At 38.2% G+C, this 15,659-nt stretch carries 12 protein-coding genes; 3 read left to right on the forward strand and 9 right to left on the reverse strand.

The genetic code is table 11. The annotated features are described in order from the left end of the window. Positions 1–174: 174 nt before the first annotated feature. Positions 175–3,789: a CheR family methyltransferase gene (locus tag H4J46_RS04740; protein WP_182232364.1), complete on the reverse strand. Its 3,615-nt coding sequence runs from the start codon at positions 3,787–3,789 to the stop codon at positions 175–177. 98 nt (positions 3,790–3,887) lie between these two features. After that, on the reverse strand, positions 3,888–4,556 hold the full coding sequence (locus tag H4J46_RS17500; RefSeq protein ID WP_182232365.1) for a response regulator transcription factor: 669 nt from the start codon (positions 4,554–4,556) through the stop codon (positions 3,888–3,890). A 363-nt stretch (positions 4,557–4,919) separates the two neighbouring features. Between H4J46_RS17500 and lon the strand changes: the two genes are divergently transcribed. Then, a complete protein-coding gene (lon, locus tag H4J46_RS04750; RefSeq protein ID WP_182232366.1) occupies positions 4,920–7,385 on the forward strand; it encodes an endopeptidase La in 2,466 nt (821 codons plus the stop codon). A 486-nt stretch (positions 7,386–7,871) separates the two neighbouring features. Here the strand turns inward: lon and H4J46_RS04755 are convergent, their stop codons facing one another. Both H4J46_RS04755 and H4J46_RS04760 read right to left on the reverse strand, forming a co-directional pair. Continuing rightward, entirely contained in the window at positions 7,872–8,792 is a 921-nt protein-coding gene (locus H4J46_RS04755) for a DNA-binding protein (protein ID WP_182232367.1), read from the reverse strand. 278 nt (positions 8,793–9,070) lie between these two features. Further along, the gene (locus H4J46_RS04760) at positions 9,071–9,535 is read right to left on the reverse strand and encodes an Hsp20/alpha crystallin family protein (protein ID WP_182232368.1); all 465 of its coding nucleotides are present in this window, start codon (positions 9,533–9,535) and stop codon (positions 9,071–9,073) included. Between the two features lie 505 nt (positions 9,536–10,040). Here H4J46_RS04760 and H4J46_RS04765 point away from each other — a divergent pair. Then, positions 10,041–10,496, forward strand: coding sequence for a c-type cytochrome (locus tag H4J46_RS04765; RefSeq protein WP_182232369.1), 456 nt, complete (start codon positions 10,041–10,043; stop codon positions 10,494–10,496). Positions 10,497–10,526: 30 nt separating this feature from the next. Next, complete coding sequence (locus H4J46_RS04770; protein WP_182232370.1) at positions 10,527–10,964, forward strand: universal stress protein; 438 nt, start codon at positions 10,527–10,529, stop codon at positions 10,962–10,964. Positions 10,965–11,258: 294 nt separating this feature from the next. Here H4J46_RS04770 and H4J46_RS04775 read toward each other — a convergent pair whose 3' ends face one another. From H4J46_RS04775 to H4J46_RS04795, 5 genes are read right to left on the reverse strand one after another with little or no spacing between them, the layout of a single operon-like run. Next, positions 11,259–11,609 carry an FtsX-like permease family protein gene (locus H4J46_RS04775; RefSeq protein ID WP_182232371.1) on the reverse strand — a complete coding sequence of 117 codons (351 nt, stop codon included), beginning with the start codon at positions 11,607–11,609 and terminating at the stop codon, positions 11,259–11,261. Then, positions 11,610–12,455 carry an ABC transporter permease gene (locus tag H4J46_RS04780; RefSeq protein ID WP_182232372.1) on the reverse strand — a complete coding sequence of 282 codons (846 nt, stop codon included), beginning with the start codon at positions 12,453–12,455 and terminating at the stop codon, positions 11,610–11,612. A 5-nt stretch (positions 12,456–12,460) separates the two neighbouring features. Continuing rightward, a complete protein-coding gene (locus tag H4J46_RS04785) occupies positions 12,461–13,663 on the reverse strand; it encodes an ABC transporter permease (RefSeq protein ID WP_182232373.1) in 1,203 nt (400 codons plus the stop codon). Further along, on the reverse strand, positions 13,660–14,394 hold the full coding sequence (locus H4J46_RS04790; protein ID WP_220462926.1) for an ABC transporter ATP-binding protein: 735 nt from the start codon (positions 14,392–14,394) through the stop codon (positions 13,660–13,662). Before H4J46_RS04790 ends, H4J46_RS04785 begins: the two co-directional genes overlap by 4 nt. Beyond that, positions 14,387–15,574: an efflux RND transporter periplasmic adaptor subunit gene (locus tag H4J46_RS04795; protein WP_182232374.1), complete on the reverse strand. Its 1,188-nt coding sequence runs from the start codon at positions 15,572–15,574 to the stop codon at positions 14,387–14,389. The genes H4J46_RS04790 and H4J46_RS04795 overlap by 8 nt, the downstream gene beginning before the upstream one ends. Positions 15,575–15,659 lie beyond the last annotated feature (85 nt).

A 15,659-nucleotide genomic window follows, 5' to 3' on the forward strand; every position in this document is an offset into this window, starting at 1 on the left:
AACGCGCGGGTAATGCTAAGATCATAAGAATATAAAAACACTAAAATGCACGCGGTTTGTTATTAGTCAGCCTACCTGATTTGTCATTTGCTGTAGCTTTACTTTGATATTTTCTTAGTTTGATACTTTGCTATTTAGTTACGTTTATTGAAGTGATGAAAATAAATTCGAGTGTTAAAACACACAACGCACAGTTGTACCGTTACCTTTGGATGAGACAATATCTAATGTCGCTTTAATATTAGATGCCCGATATCGCATTATTTGTATACCTATACCTTGATTAAGCTTTGGATCATTGATATCAAAACCTAGTCCATCATCAGTGAACTCCAAACAGGTGTTTTCTCCTTGCGCTTGCAGTTGCAGTGCTACCTTTCGGGCTTTAGCATGTTTTAAGGTATTATTAATGGCTTCTTGGGCGATGCGGTAGACTTGAGTCGCTACGACAGAATCTACCATGGTTAGCTTTGAAGATAATTTTATTTTATTTTTAATACCTGATGAATTAAACAACTTCATTAGGGTGGTTAAGGCGTCTTGCAAGCCATGTGGAGGTAATAAAATAGGGGCTAAGATATGACTAAAATCTCTTGTATCACCAATAGCTTGACTCAATTGTTCTATTATAAGGTCCATTGCTTGATTTTTTTTTATGTCACTTTCAGGCAAAGAGCGCTTTAAATTACTCGCCAGTAAGTTGATCCCAGTTAAACGCTGGCCTAAATTATCATGAATTTCATGGCCAATTTTTTCCTGCTCATAGGTACTGATGTTAATTAAGGCTTTTTTTAATGCTTGAGGTTCGGTTAAGTCATTAATAATACCGATATAAAGTGCACTACCCTTGACCTTAGTTAAGGAGAGTGCGATGGGAAAATCAAGCTCATTTTTCCTTAACCCTATCAATTCTTTTTTCTCTAAAATCAAGGTAGACAGAGCCGATGATTCAAGGGTAAGTGCTTGGCTAGTTAACTGTTTAATATTGATTGAGGGAATTAATGCTTGAATGTTTTTGCCAATAATTTCTTTATTATTATAATTAAATACTGTTTGGGCTGAGTCATTAAATTCGGTAATCTTGCCTGATAAGTCTAAGACAATTATAGCTTCAAAAGCATAATTCATTATGGCGCTTAGCCGTGCTTCTCGTTCGTATAACGTATGCGTGCGCTCTTGCACACATTGTTCTAATATTTGTTTTTGATGATGGCGATCAGTAATGTCGACAAAAGTGATCACAACACCGTTAATATGATCATCTAAGGTGCGATAAGGCGTTATTCGACGTAAATACCAGCGTCGCTTTTGACCTTTATGATGACTCCTTATATCGGTTTCAATCGGGGTTAATGTTTCCAGCACCTGTTTTGCGTCAGTCATTAAAGCTTTATTGGATACATTGGCAGAAAAATTATTAATAGGACGACCGATATCACTTTCACGTAAGTTGAGCAATTCACCAATAGGAGGATTGAATAACATCACTTGCATGTCGCGATTAAGAAAGACAGTGGCAATATCTGTGCTGGAAAGCAAGTTACTGATATCATTATAACTGCGCTCTAATTCTTCAACTTTATATTTTAATTCGGAATTGATGGTGTTGAGCTCTTCATTCATTGATTGCATTTCTTCTTTAGAGGTCTCCAATTCCTCGTTGGCAGATTGCAACTCTTCATTCATCGACATGGTTTCTTCATTACTTACTTTTAGATCTTCATTGGAGTTTTCCAGTTCCTGAACCGTACTGTATAAATCTTCGCGAGTAGCGTTTAGTTCATACTCAAGTTGAGTGACTATATGCGAGTTTCCTGCGCTGTCACTGTTTGCTATTAAATATTGACTAGGGGGATTTTTTCTCAGAGTATATTCTACTGGAATATTTTGTGGTGAGCTATCTTGTAAAGGATGTTTGTCTTCAAAAGTGATCAGTAGCAACTCAGTTGAATGGTTTGGCTCATATACGGGGCGAACGGTAAGTGTACAAGTTACATAATGATTATTACGTTTTACTCTGGCTTGGTGATCTGCAATAGCCTGATTTTCTTTTTGCACATAATTAATCGCTGAACGCATTCGCGCTCTGAGTCCTTCACGTAATAAGACTAATAGATCATTAGAAGGGGAGCCTTTTGGAAACTCAAGAAAATTAACCGTAGGGCCTTGATAGTGGAGTATTTCAAATGAATGATTAATCAATACGGCTGCTGGCGCATAAGCGGCAAGTAAATCACGATTAACCAACTCACTATAACGAGAAGGTGAGTCAGCTCTAAAGTTATTGCTTATAGTACTTTGATCTATTGTGATATTTGGTGTTGGAATACAGCTCACTGGTATAGCGAATGGACTTGTAATTAACGGTTTAATCTTTTTAAAAATACGCCATTTTTTCGATATAGTGGCAAATTGATCTTTATTTTTACCCAGAGACTCAGACGGACCTAGCATTAAATAACTTGTCGTTTTCAGCGCGACATAAAATAAATCGAGCACGTTAGCTTGCAGTTCTGGCTCTAAATAAATAAACAGATTACGACAGCTGATTAGATCTAGTCGAGAAAATGGTGCGTCGTTTATCAAATTTTGATTAGAAAAAATAATTTTTTCGCGAATGACTTTTTTAATTTGATAATCCCCTTTATTAGTAACGTTGAAAAAACGTGCTAAGCGCTCTGCAGAGATAATTTCAGTGCTATTTTTAGCGTAGATCCCGCCGCGAGCAATATTTATTGACTTTTCATCAATATCGCTGGCGAAAACTTGCAGGTTAATTTTTTTCTTCGCTTTGTCAAAAGCCTCAAACATTAAAAAGGTGATGGTATAAACTTCTTGCCCAGTGGCGCAGGCAGGGATCCAAATACGAACAGGATTATCTACACTACTTCTCGCCACAAGCTCAGGAAAAACATCGGTTTCTAACGCTGAAAATGCCTCTTCATCACGAAAGAATGCGGTAACCCCAATCAATAAATCTTTGTTTAATGAGCTGGTTTCGGTTGGATTATTTTTCATAAACTGGTGATAATCTTGTATTGTTTCGGTATGACACACACACATGCGTCGTTGAATGCGCCTCAATAACATATTTTTCCGATAACCACTAAAATCATAACCTGTCCGGCTGTGCAGTAATGACAGTATAGGATATATGCCATTAAACACCTGTTGATCAGTTTGTTCAGCTTTACTTTGCACATAGGGGTGATTGGAAAATTCTGTTAACAAGATTGGCATGTTTTCAGGTCGGGCAATCACATCAACTAATCCGGTATTAATGGCGTTTATAGGCATTTGATTATAGGTAGTGCTAGCCGGGTCTTGAACTATGATCATACCACCTGCAAGTTTTATATCACGAAAACTTAATGTGCCATGACTTACCGTGCCAGACAAAATGATGGCAACACAATATTGACCTTGATCTAGCGCTAAGGAGCGAAAAAAATATTCAATTGCAACCCACTGGGTGCGACTTTTAACCTTTGGTGAAAGGTGCAGTTGCCCGCCACTGATAAAAAGCAGTTTACCGGGAGGCAGTATGTAGACATGATCTCCTTGCACTTGCATATTTTCTATCGCTTCACAAACCGGCATAGTTGTTGTTTTGGAGAGTAACTCTGGCATCAAGCTGTTATGTGTTGGGTCTAAATGAGGTAATAAAACAAAGGCTATATTACTGTCATTTGGCATATGAGCAAAGAAGGTACTAAAGGATTCAAGTCCGCCAGCAGAAGCGCCAATACCGACAATCAGCTTAGGTTTAGTTGTATTTATTACAGACATGTAGCACCTAGTTTCGGTGGAAAAGTGAGTGTAATCAAAAGTACTTTCTTTCATTTTAAGCGTTGTGCTAATGATAAAATATTTTTATATATAAGCTTTTATTCAGCTGAAGTTACTTCTAAACTCCAGATTATCGCTGAGCGCGTTAGTTCTAAACCAGAGCTTAAGTGGAACTTATCTTTGATATGACGCCGATGGCTTTCAATAGTTTTTACACTAACGTTGAGTAATTGGGCAATTTTTTTTGTTGTGATGCCTTGACCAATAGCTTCAAAAACCTGTAGTTCTCTGTCGGTCAGTATCTGTATGTTGATAGCATTTTTAGAGGTTATTGTTCGAGATGGGTTTTTACGTATTTTTTCAAGAATTTCTGCTTTAACAAAAATTTTATTTTTCATTACTTGTCTTATGCCAATGAGTAGTTTTTGAGCTGAGTCTTGTTTATTGATATAACCTAGCGCACCACAATTTATTGCTCTTTCTGCATACAATTCATCATTGTGCATTGATAAGACGATAATACCCATTTGTGGTCGCCAAGCATGAAGTTGTTTGATCAAATCCAGACCATTGCCGTCGGGCAATGATAAATCAACAACAGCAATGTCAGCTGTTAGGGTAGAGCGCATGTTAAGTGCGTCATAGACATTGGCGGCCTCACCAGAAATGTGCATGTCTGCTTCACCGTTAATCAACTGACGTAGTCCTTGGCGAACGAGTTCATGATCGTCAACAATAAAAATTTTTTGTACTTTTAGTCCAGACACTTGACCCGCTCCTTAACAATATTGTAATTATTGTTTTTGCCAATATCATCAAGTTGTTTTCGCCGTTTATATTAAGTTTTAGCGTCAACATTTTGTAGTTTCAATGGCTTGATTCTCATTAAAAGTAAGCAGTAGCTATAAATATCGCTAATGTACATACATTATAACTTTAAAACACTAAAACAACTTTAAACAGAATAATACGAAATTGAACTGATAAATATCAGCGTGTAAATTAATAACTGGGATTAGCATTATGCTGGTGAATTAACCCAAGCAGTAATGACCATATTACGAAAAAATAGTTACGAAAAAATAGTTACGAAAAATAAATTTATAATTTTGTAATCTTAAGGAACCCAGATGTCAGACATTAATGTGAAAGGTATTAAAGTAAAAGAGGATAATAAGCAGCAATCAGTTAATGTAAATCAGCAACCTAGAGCGTTAGTCACGATTCCTGATAATTTGCCAGTGTTGCCATTACGAAATCTAGTTTTATTCCCTTACAACGTCAACTCTATTTCTGTTGGTCAAGCGCGCTCGTTGAAATTGCTTGAGGATGTGGCCGCAGGTAATAACTTACTGGCAACTCTTGCATATAAAGATCAATACGTTGAAGAGCCAGCGCCTTTAGATCTTTATCAAGTGGGTTGTATTGCACAGATATTGCGAATTTCAAAGGGTGAAAATAATCACTCCACGGTATTGTTACAAGGGCTTGATAAATTTTCGGTTGACGCTTGGCTGAGCGAAAAACCCTATTTACAGGCAAAAATTCATCTTGTTGCTGATATTGAACCAGAAGCAGGAGATATTGAAGCACAAGCAATACGCAATAACTTGTTAAAGTCGTTTAGCGAATTAATTAATATACTTTCATATTTACCTAAATCATTAGTGAGTGCATTAAGCCAAACAGAAGATTGTCGTCAACTGGTCTATTTAGTTAGTTCGAGTATGCGAATGAACATGGCTGACGCTCAAGATATACTTAGCATGAAAGATGTTGTGGCAAAAATGCTTAAACTAACTGATCTTATCCAACACGAAATGGAGGTACTTGAGTTAGGTAAGAAAATACAAAGTTCAGCCCATGGTGAAATGGACAAGGCACAACGTGATTATGTTTTGCGCCATCAAATTAAGGCTATGCAACGCGAATTGGGTGAAGAAGATAGCCAACAAATCAAAATAGAGCAATACCTTAAGAAAATCGAAATCAGTGGCATGTCAACCGAAGCAGAAGAGCAAGCAAGGCAGGAAATTTCTCGTTTAGAGCATATCCCACAATCATCTTCAGAGTCGGGCGTGATATTAACTTATCTTGATTGGTTACTCGCGTTACCTTGGAAAAAAACCACAGAAGACATGCTTGATATTAAACAGGCTGAAAAAATTCTTAATGAAGACCATTATGGCTTGGAAAAAATAAAGCAGCGGATTTTAGAATACTTGGCGGTAAGGCAGCTGCGGCAGAAAAGATTATTAACTAAACCATTAGATAAGAGTGCATCGTCACCCCATATTCACCGAGAACGAGAAGGCGTTATTCTTTGTTTTGTTGGGCCTCCAGGTATTGGAAAAACGTCATTAGGACATTCAATAGCACATGCCTTGGGACGTAAGTTGGTCAGTATCAGTTTAGGAGGCATACGTGATGAGGCTGAAATTCGGGGCCATCGTCGTACCTATATTGGTGCGATGCCGGGTCGGTTTATTAAAGCGTTGCGCGACGTGGGGACTAATAATCCGGTTATATTGTTAGATGAAGTTGATAAAATTATTGGCGATCAGCGCGGTGATCCTGCGTCGGCGCTACTTGAAATTTTAGATCCAGAACAAAATAGCGAATTTCGTGATCATTATCTCGAAGTCGCTTTTGATTTTAGTCAGTTAATGTTTATTGCCACGGCTAATCAACTCGACAACATTCCTGGGCCGTTACGAGATAGATTAGAGGTCATAACCTTGTCGGGCTATACCGATGATGAAAAATTTCATATCGCGAAGCGTTATTTATTACCTCGACAATTACGAGAAAATAGTTTGCGGCTTAACGAGTTAACTATAAGTGACGCGGCGATGCTGACACTTATTCGTCAATACACCCGAGAAGCGGGTGTACGTAGTTTGGATCGACGTTTAGGTGCTATTTGTCGAAAATTAGTGATAAAAATTGCCACAAAAAGTGGTCAATCGCTCACTGTTGATAACACCATGTTGGAAGAATTAATGGGTAAACCGCCATTCTCTTATGATCTCGCCGAACGTACTGAACGTCCAGGCGTAGCAACGGGTTTGGCGGTAACCGCTGTTGGGGGCGATATATTATTTATTGAAGCCAGCGCTATGCCAGGTAAAAAAGGTTTGACCATTACCGGACAATTAGGCGATGTAATGCGAGAGTCAGTTGAAGCAGCGTTAAGTTACGTAAGATCCCAAGCCAAGCAATTAGGCATTGCTGAAGATTTTTTTGAGCATACTGATATTCATGTTCATGTACCCGCTGGAGCAACACCAAAGGATGGGCCGTCTGCTGGCGTGGCTATCATTACCGCGTTAGTGTCGTTATTAACGGATAGGCCTATTTTTCATCATATTGGCATGACGGGCGAAATTACCTTACGGGGTTTAGTGTTACCTGTTGGGGGGATAAAAGATAAAATTTTAGCCGCACACCGAGCCGGTTTAACCACAGTTATTTTACCCAGTAAAAATGAGAAAGACTTGACTGATTTACCCGAATCAATTCAGAAAGAAATGCGTTTTGTGTTGGCTGAACATGTCGACACTGTATTAGATGAAGCATTAACAAAGCCAATTTAATAGCGTGTTTAACGGTTGATGGACTAAAATTTGACCTACAAAAAATCGCCCAACGCCAGATGAACACCCGTAGAGTTTATGTAGGTCGTATGTAGGATGGACTTTAGTCCGTCAAGTTAAATGAAATTTAACTGTCATTGGCATAACTGCCAAGCGATAAAAATAATACCGTTGCAGATGTTGGTTAACACATCAGGTTAATTGCCTGTTTAACGGTTGACGGACTAAAGTCCGACCTACAAAAAATCACCCAACATTAGATAATCGCAATCACTTGCCTAACAAATTAAGGTAGATAAATAGCGCTTAGATAAAAATACCAATTTAACTTTTTAATAAATAATTGAATTATAAAATTAATTATTACAATTCGCCCTAGGTGTCGAATATCTGCGTTACTTTCAGGTGTTATACGACAAACGTTAGTATTATTGATTTTCGTCTTATTATCATTATTTTGGCGGCTAATTTATAATTTATAATTTTTTACGTATTTATTTTTGCTGTTACTGGTGTTTTTTCGATATCAGTATTAAGATTTTTGATATCATTTCTTGTGTTATAAAAAACTTCGCAGGCGGCTTCTTGTCCTCTGATCACCCGTTTCCCCCTCAGTGGACCATGGGTTTCGGTAACTAAGGTGTATTGGCTTTCTTGATGATGTTCGTTATAACAAAAGATTAATACCCAGTCTAAAGTTAAGTTAAGCTTATGGGCGCGCTGAGTATTAGAATACATGGCAGTAAAATGCCAATTTCCCTTATTAATATGCATTACAGGTAACCAAGGTTGATTGCTTGGATTAAAACGCTTTGGTGTAATAAGAGGCAGTTCTCTCGCTTTTGCTTTTTTACGGTATTGTGCATCAAGATTGAAAATCAGCTCAATACTGGGCTTAGCCTCAATGGGCTGCTGGTGAGTTGTTATGGGTAATTGACGAGTACCAAAACATTGAGCAAACCAGGCTTCAATAGCTTTTTTTCGTTTTACGCCTATCCCTTTAACATTATCTAATTGACCTTCAAATATCGCATTTTCAAAAGCTTCTAAGGTATCAACATGTAAGGTGTTGTGAATACGTTGAGCCATCTCCCGACCAAGGGTTGGAATAACTTGAAATAAATCGATGGGATTAGTATTTCCTCTGAGGTTATCTAATCTTGTCATATGTCCCATGGTAATATAATCATTAATTGAACGGGCGATACCCACGCCAATATTGGGTAACTGAGTTAACCCCTTTGTCCCACTGTTTTTAAAAATTTGCCTGAGGTCTTGTGGTAATGCCTCAATGGTGATCGCCGCTTTTAAATAAGCTTGACAGCGAAATGGGTTGGCATGTTGCTCTTTAAGTAAAAATGAGATTTTTCGCAGGTTTTTGGCTACCTCATGATTAAAAGATAACATGCTGTATTCCTTATCATAAAACTTAGCTTCCATAGATTTAGCACTGAGTAGCTAAAGTTTATCTGGACTGATCCCTAGTCCAGATAAATACATTTGCTGAGTGATCCCAATGCTATTAAGTTATTGCTCAGTTGTGCGGGTTAAAATAGCCCAAGACCTATTGCTCAGATGGAGCCGGGTACTTATGTTTAGTTTGAAACAATAAATAAGCCCCTTAATACGGCCCTTGAATTATTTTTTCTGTGCACAACGAGATCACAAACATAATAGAATGGGTATTAATCTACTTTGACTTCTATTCTTTTGTGCTTTTCGGCAACGAGTGTAGGCACAATAACTTCTAATACGCCGTTATGACAATGCGCTTCAATTTTTTTGGCATCTTGGGCATCAGGTAAATTGAAACTACGATAAAAGCTTCCGTATGAACGTTCGAGTCGGTAGTAATTTTCTCGTTTATCTTCCGTTTTACTTTCTCTTTTACCTTCAATCACTAAATTACCGTTGTCCATGGAGACATTAATGTTTTTAGGATCAACACCAGGGATATCGGCTCTGATTATATAGCGATTGTCTTGTCGTTCTATATCCGCAGAAGGTTGCCAAACATCAGTCAGTAAATCTGAACTCCGGCTATTCATCGGAAACCCCGGACCAAAAAATCGATCAATTTCGTTAGATAATTGCGAAAACAAGGGCAGTTGTGGTCTTGTTGTTAATGGTTGATGTTTAAATAATGTCATGATTTTTATCTCCGTACAGTGTTATAACGCCACAGCGTAGATAGTTGCTGGCGTTATAAGTTAATAAAAATTTCAATATAGCTTTTACAAGCTCATGCATTAAATAGTCGTTGTCATAATCAATAGGTACATTGAGTAAAACAGACAATACCGCTGCTATTCACCACAATATTATCACCAAGTTATATTGGTAATCCTGATAAATGTCATTTATACGAAGTTTTTTGGCGTGTTATTTTGAGTGTTAGATAGAGAGAAAAATGAGGCGTTGATTTTTATCTTTTTCTTGGCAATTTTACTAATCAAGCGATTAAGTTTACTAGGTATTGCTCTACTTTTTGATGGATAACACTGATCTTTTCATCATTAATGACCATTAACTGATCTATCTCAGCTGCTTGTTAGAAAAATTAGAGGTAAAGCAACCTGTGCATTATTACTTAGATGTTAGGTTTATAAAATATTAAACAGTTGTTCTTTTTTGAAGCTGTGTCGAGGAGTTGTTATGAAATATTTACTTTTTTGTTGCTTTACTTTAATCGCTATTAGTTTGAGCAGTTGTGACTTAGGTCCTGATTCACCCAGAGGCTTTAGTTTGCCAAAAGGTGATGTTGCTAAGGGAGCGATGGTATTAACAAAATACCAATGTTTAGCTTGTCATCATATCAATGGTGTGGAACAAGCTGAAGGTATAAACAACCCTGATTTAAATGTACGTTTAGGAGGTAAATTAACCAAAGTAACAACGTATGCGGAACTTGTGACCAGTGTTATTAATCCTTCACATAAACTTTCTAAAGGTTATGCCCTTACTGCTATTGCTATTGAAGGAAAGTCTAAAATGAGCAATTTCAATGATGTGATGACCGTAACAGAGTTGGTTGATTTAGTAACATTTTTACAACCTCATTATGAGTTGGTGCCTTATAGAAGAACGGACTATCAGTTTTATCACTATTAAAAATACAGGTGTTTAAAAAAGGTAAATAATATGCATAAACTTTTATATTTAGTCGGCGTTGACGGCAGCGAGTGGAGTAACAGAGCTGTTGAACGAGCGATTCATCTGGCACAAAAAACTGGTGCGAGTGTTAAATTAGTGTATGTGATTACTTGGCAAGAATTTCAGCCAATGATGATTGAGGGGGTTGCGCCACCTCCGCTTGATAAAAAACAAATAGAGCATGATGTGAATGAAAAAATTTTACAACCTTTGGTTGAAAAATTTAAAGCAGAAAAGGTTGATTTGAGCAATGAATATATCTGGGGTGAGCCTGTTGACGCATTACTTCAACAGGTAAATGATTATCACGTTAATATGCTCTTTGTTGGTCGGCGAGGTCGATCGCGCTTTGCTGATATATTACTGGGTAGTGTGGCGAATAAACTTGCACATTGTATTGGTGTGCCTATTGTTTTGGTTCCATAGTTCCATAGTTCCATAGTTCCATAGTTCCATAAGTCCTAATCTCTTGAGCTTTAATAAAGATAAATTTTTAGCTAATAACAACATGCAAAAAGATTAAGCTTTTAATCGTGTGTTTTTATTGTTGATAACTCAAGGTAATAAACTAATATCAAAATAGACTATCATCTTTTACTTCTCGGTATTAGGGTTTAAGTGCGCAAAATATTATCTCGACAGACGGGGTGAAATTAACCAGTCACTGCAGGTATATGTCCTGTGAGAAAAAATAATTTTAATTATAGTTACAGTTAAAATTTATTCAGCACGTAAGGCAAGTACAGGTTCAAGTTTAGCGGCTTTACTTGCCGGTTGCCAACCCGCTAAAGCGCCAATAATGATCGAAATGGCTAATGCTATTATTAACACTACTGGCTCAAAGACTACAGGCATGGTTGGCATAACTAATTGTGCAATAAACAATAAAGTCATTGAGGCGATATAACCTAAAATACCACTGGTTAATGCAATAATAATGGCTTCACCCAGAAAAAAATAACGTATGTGAGTGGATGAAAAACCTAGTGCTCGAAGCAAGCCTATTTCTTGACTACGTTCGGTAACCGTAATAGTTAAAATAGTAATAATACCAACGGCGCCAACAAGCAACTAAATTATACCTAACCCTGCTGCCGCGTATTTAACGAAGCGTAAAATGTCATCTAAGCTTTTTAGCATGTCGTCTTGGCTGACTAGGGTGAAATCTTCACTATGATGACGGGCAATTAACAATTGACTGACTTGTTGGCTAAATGTAGCTGTGGCTATATTTTCATGATAGAAAATGTCTATTTCCATCACACTATTACGATTAAATAAGCGTAAGGCCTTTGCCGTTGGAATGTAAACCATATCATCTAAATCTACACCGATAAATTCTCCTTTTTTTTTGAGCACACCTATGACTCTATAGCTGTGGCTGCCGACATGAATTTTTTCGCCAATAGCATTATTGTTAGAAAATAACTCTTGTTTTAAGGTCGCGCCTAAGACAGCAAAAGCACGTGGTGTTAATATATCATCAGGGGGTAAAAACTTGCCTTGGGCTAGCGTTAACTGCCAAGCGTTTAAAGCGGAAGCCGTAATACCGGCAACATCAGTATAGCGTCCCCGTTGATACCATTTAATTTGAGCTGTCCCCATGACTACCGGAACAACATATTTTGCGGCGGGCAAACGTTCTAGACTGATGGCATCATCAAGTGAAAGTGGCCTTACGGTATTGAGTAATCCACCGACACCAAAGGTTTCGGTTTTACCAGGGGTAACCGCAATAATATGACTACCAAACTGGGTGAATTCTTGTAAAATATATTGCCGTAAACTCTCGCCTATGGCATTGAGTAAGATCACCGCAGAAATACCGACACTAAAACCAAATATGGTTAATAATGTTCGCCTTTTTTGTGCATTTACTGCGCGATAAAGCCAAGATAAATAATCTGTTAGTCTCATTTATCTTAACCCCTCAAAGCCAATATAGGATCAACGGCTGCCGCTTTATTAGCGGGTAACCAACTAAACAATAATGCCACGATAAAAGACATAAATATTGCAGCGATTGTAGACCACCAAGGTATGGCTAGTGGTATTTTTGGGAAGTTAGTCTGGATAATAAAGACGAGACTATAAGAGAGTATCAAGCCTGCGAGCGAACCAAAGCTTGTGATAACTAAAGAAGATATAATAAAAATTTGACGTACCTCACGGGCACTGGCACCCAGTGATTTTAACAGCCCAATTTCTTCTCGTCGTTGTGAAACGCTAATATAACTGACATTCATGATTAATATACCGGCAACAATTAAACTGATTGCGGCAATAGCACCAATACTGGCGGTAACAGCAACAATAATTTTATTGAAAGCACTTAACATGGCATCTTGACTGATAATCGTAATATCGGCTTCGCCATCGTGCCGCTGAGCAATAATTTTATTAATGTTAACTCGGGTATTTATTTCAAAATCAGTTTGTTTTAATTGTAGTAAAATACGAAATAAGGCGGGTGAATCAAACAACACTTGTGCTGAGCGTACAGGAATAATAGCCATGTCTTGCAGGTCTAACCCTAATGACTCACCACGTGCTTTCAATAAACCAATAACACGGTATTTATATTCACCAATACGCAGCCATTGTCCCATTGGAGAGCTTTTTTTAAACAGTTCTTTCGCTAATTTTGCACCTAAAATACAAACGGGAGTCGCGCGAGTTTCGCTATTTTCAGGCAACATTCTACCTTGTTTAACCGTTAAATTACGCACCGTAAACATGTCTCTATTGGTGCCGAGAATAATAATGTCACGCGACAATGATTGATTCGACACGCTGGCAGTACCGGCAATAATAGGGGCAACATGGCTTATTGAAGGGATTTTTTTCAGTGCTTGGGCATCTTCGATGGTTAAATCACGAGGACTGGTGCCATAAAGTGGCGGGGCAGAGCCGGTGGTTTCTTTTTTGCCGGGCAAAACAATTAACATTTTTGACCCTAAGGCGGAAAACTCTTGTTCGATGTATAAGCGTGCACCTTCTCCTATACTAGTTAGTAATAACACTGATGATACCCCCATGCCAATGGCAAGTAATACCATTGTACTACGCAAACGATGACGAGCTAAAGCTTGGTAGCTGAACAGCCAGTGATCCGCTAAGTTCATGAGCTTGACCCAAGTTGCTGATATGGCTTAGTTGTGTTTATTGGTAATCCCGTATCAGAAACAATAACGCCATCTACCATATTAAGTTGTCGTTGTGCGCGATTACCTAAAGCAATATCGTGAGTCACGACTAACAAGGTGATGCCATTACGGTTATAACGCTCTAAAATATCGGTAACTTCTTGGCCTGAACTTTGATCTAAATTGCCAGTAGGTTCATCGGCAAGCAAGATAGTGGGTTCGGTAATTAATGCCCTAGCAATGCCAACCCGCTGTAATTGTCCGCCAGATAATTGCTTAGGTAATTGCCTAAGATGATTACCTAGGCCGAGCTCAGATAATAACTTACTGGCTCTTTCTTGACGTGATTTGGCTTTTACACCAGCTAACATCAGGGGTAATTCAACATTCTCTAATGCGGTTAATCTTGGGATTAAATGAAACGATTGAAAAACAAAACCGATATACTTTCGTCTCAGCAAGGCCCGCTGCTCTTCGGTTAGCAACTCAGTGTTTTCACCTTGTAGTTGATACTGACCACTATCGGGTCTATCGAGTAAACCGATCATATTGAGTAAGGTTGATTTGCCTGAGCCGGAAGGGCCCATCAATGATAAGTACTCGCCTTGTTTAATGTTAAGTTTAATATTTTGCAATGCGTGTAGTGGTTGTTCACCCACTTGATAGGTTTTATTCATATGACTGATGTTGATAATAGCGTTATCAGTCATGGGTTTTATGCTCTGCTGATTTATCTTGCTTGAGGTTTTTTTTTAATTCTTGTGTAGATATGGCAGGTAATCCTGCACGAATATTCGCTATATTTGCGGCATTAACGATCACTTTTTCTGATTTTGTTAAACCTTCAGTTACTTCACTAAACTGCCAGTTCGTAAGACCTAAGCTGATTTTTCTTTTCTCTATTTTGCCATTATTATTGAGAATATAAATGCTGTTGTTGTCAATAATAGCGTCGGTTGGCACGCGCAAATTTTTGCTTGCACTCGCTAAAATTATATCCACATCAACACTATAACCGGCTAACAGAGCAGGTAGGCTTTGAGTGGTATCAAAAGAAATCTCTATATCTACGGTACGGGCTTGTTTGGCGTAGTCTTGAACATAAGCCGCTATGCGTTTTACTTTACCCATAAACATTTGTCCGCGAAATGCATCTAGGGTAATTCGAACGGGCATACCTAAAGATATTTTTCCTGCGTCAACTTCATCAATGGGCGCAGTAACATAGTGGCAATCAGTGGTGAGTAAATCAATGGCAGGTGGTGTTGGTACACCCGGTGGTGACGGCGTACTAAATTCGCCCACTTCTCCTGATATTTCACCAACAGTGCCATCAAATGGGGCGACCAAATAAGTTTTTTCAATAATTGCTTGTGCTTGCGCTAACATAGCTTTTGTTTGTTGCCAGCTAGCCTTAGCTGAAGTGCAAGCCGCCTTGCTAGCGTGAGCTTTGGCTTGGGCAAGATCAAATAGTCCTTGAGATGCTAAATTTTTAGTGACTAAATTGCTCAGACGCAAAGCTTCACGTTGATCTGATTGATGGATGATACACAAACTTTGCTGGCTAAAGTCAGCGGCTGTGACACCAGCTTTGGCCGAGTCTACTTGTGCTTTTAGATCTTTATTCCACAAGTTAAGCAAAATGTCGCCGCGTGTAACTTGCTGTCCTTCCTTGACATTAATTGCCGCTATTTGTCCTCCAACAGCAAGGGCTAACTTTGAGCGTTGGCAAGCCGTTATAGCACCTGCCCGGGTATTAACAACAGTTGTTTCAGTTAAACCAATATCAACATCGGTTATTTCAACGGTGAGGATGTCAGACTTATTTAGCTGCCAAATAAGTAGGCCAGCAGCAATAAGTAACATAACTAAGCTTATTTTTTTTATCATAATGTCCTCTAAGATATTATGCCGCTAAATAAGTAAAAAGTAGATTTTCTATCTACAAATTTAATCCAATCAACTGTATCTTGAT

This window comes from Colwellia sp. MB02u-6, from assembly GCF_014077095.1.
Lineage (GTDB): Bacteria > Pseudomonadota > Gammaproteobacteria > Enterobacterales > Alteromonadaceae > Cognaticolwellia.

Excerpts from the sequence above, each read along its gene's own strand:
- H4J46_RS04780 (WP_182232372.1), bottom strand. The coding sequence starts at position 12,455 with ATGAGACTAACAGATTATTTATCTTGGCTTTATCGCGCAGTAAATGCA.
- H4J46_RS04795 (WP_182232374.1), bottom strand. The coding sequence starts at position 15,574 with ATGATAAAAAAAATAAGCTTAGTTATGTTACTTATTGCTGCTGGCCTA.
- H4J46_RS04765 (WP_182232369.1), top strand. The coding sequence starts at position 10,041 with ATGAAATATTTACTTTTTTGTTGCTTTACTTTAATCGCTATTAGTTTG.
- H4J46_RS04740 (WP_182232364.1), bottom strand. The coding sequence starts at position 3,789 with ATGTCTGTAATAAATACAACTAAACCTAAGCTGATTGTCGGTATTGGC.
- H4J46_RS04785 (WP_182232373.1), bottom strand. The coding sequence starts at position 13,663 with ATGAACTTAGCGGATCACTGGCTGTTCAGCTACCAAGCTTTAGCTCGT.
- H4J46_RS04755 (WP_182232367.1), bottom strand. The coding sequence starts at position 8,792 with ATGTTATCTTTTAATCATGAGGTAGCCAAAAACCTGCGAAAAATCTCA.
- lon (WP_182232366.1), top strand. The coding sequence starts at position 4,920 with ATGTCAGACATTAATGTGAAAGGTATTAAAGTAAAAGAGGATAATAAG.
- H4J46_RS04790 (WP_220462926.1), bottom strand. The coding sequence starts at position 14,394 with ATGACTGATAACGCTATTATCAACATCAGTCATATGAATAAAACCTAT.
- H4J46_RS04760 (WP_182232368.1), bottom strand. The coding sequence starts at position 9,535 with ATGACATTATTTAAACATCAACCATTAACAACAAGACCACAACTGCCC.
- H4J46_RS04770 (WP_182232370.1), top strand. The coding sequence starts at position 10,527 with ATGCATAAACTTTTATATTTAGTCGGCGTTGACGGCAGCGAGTGGAGT.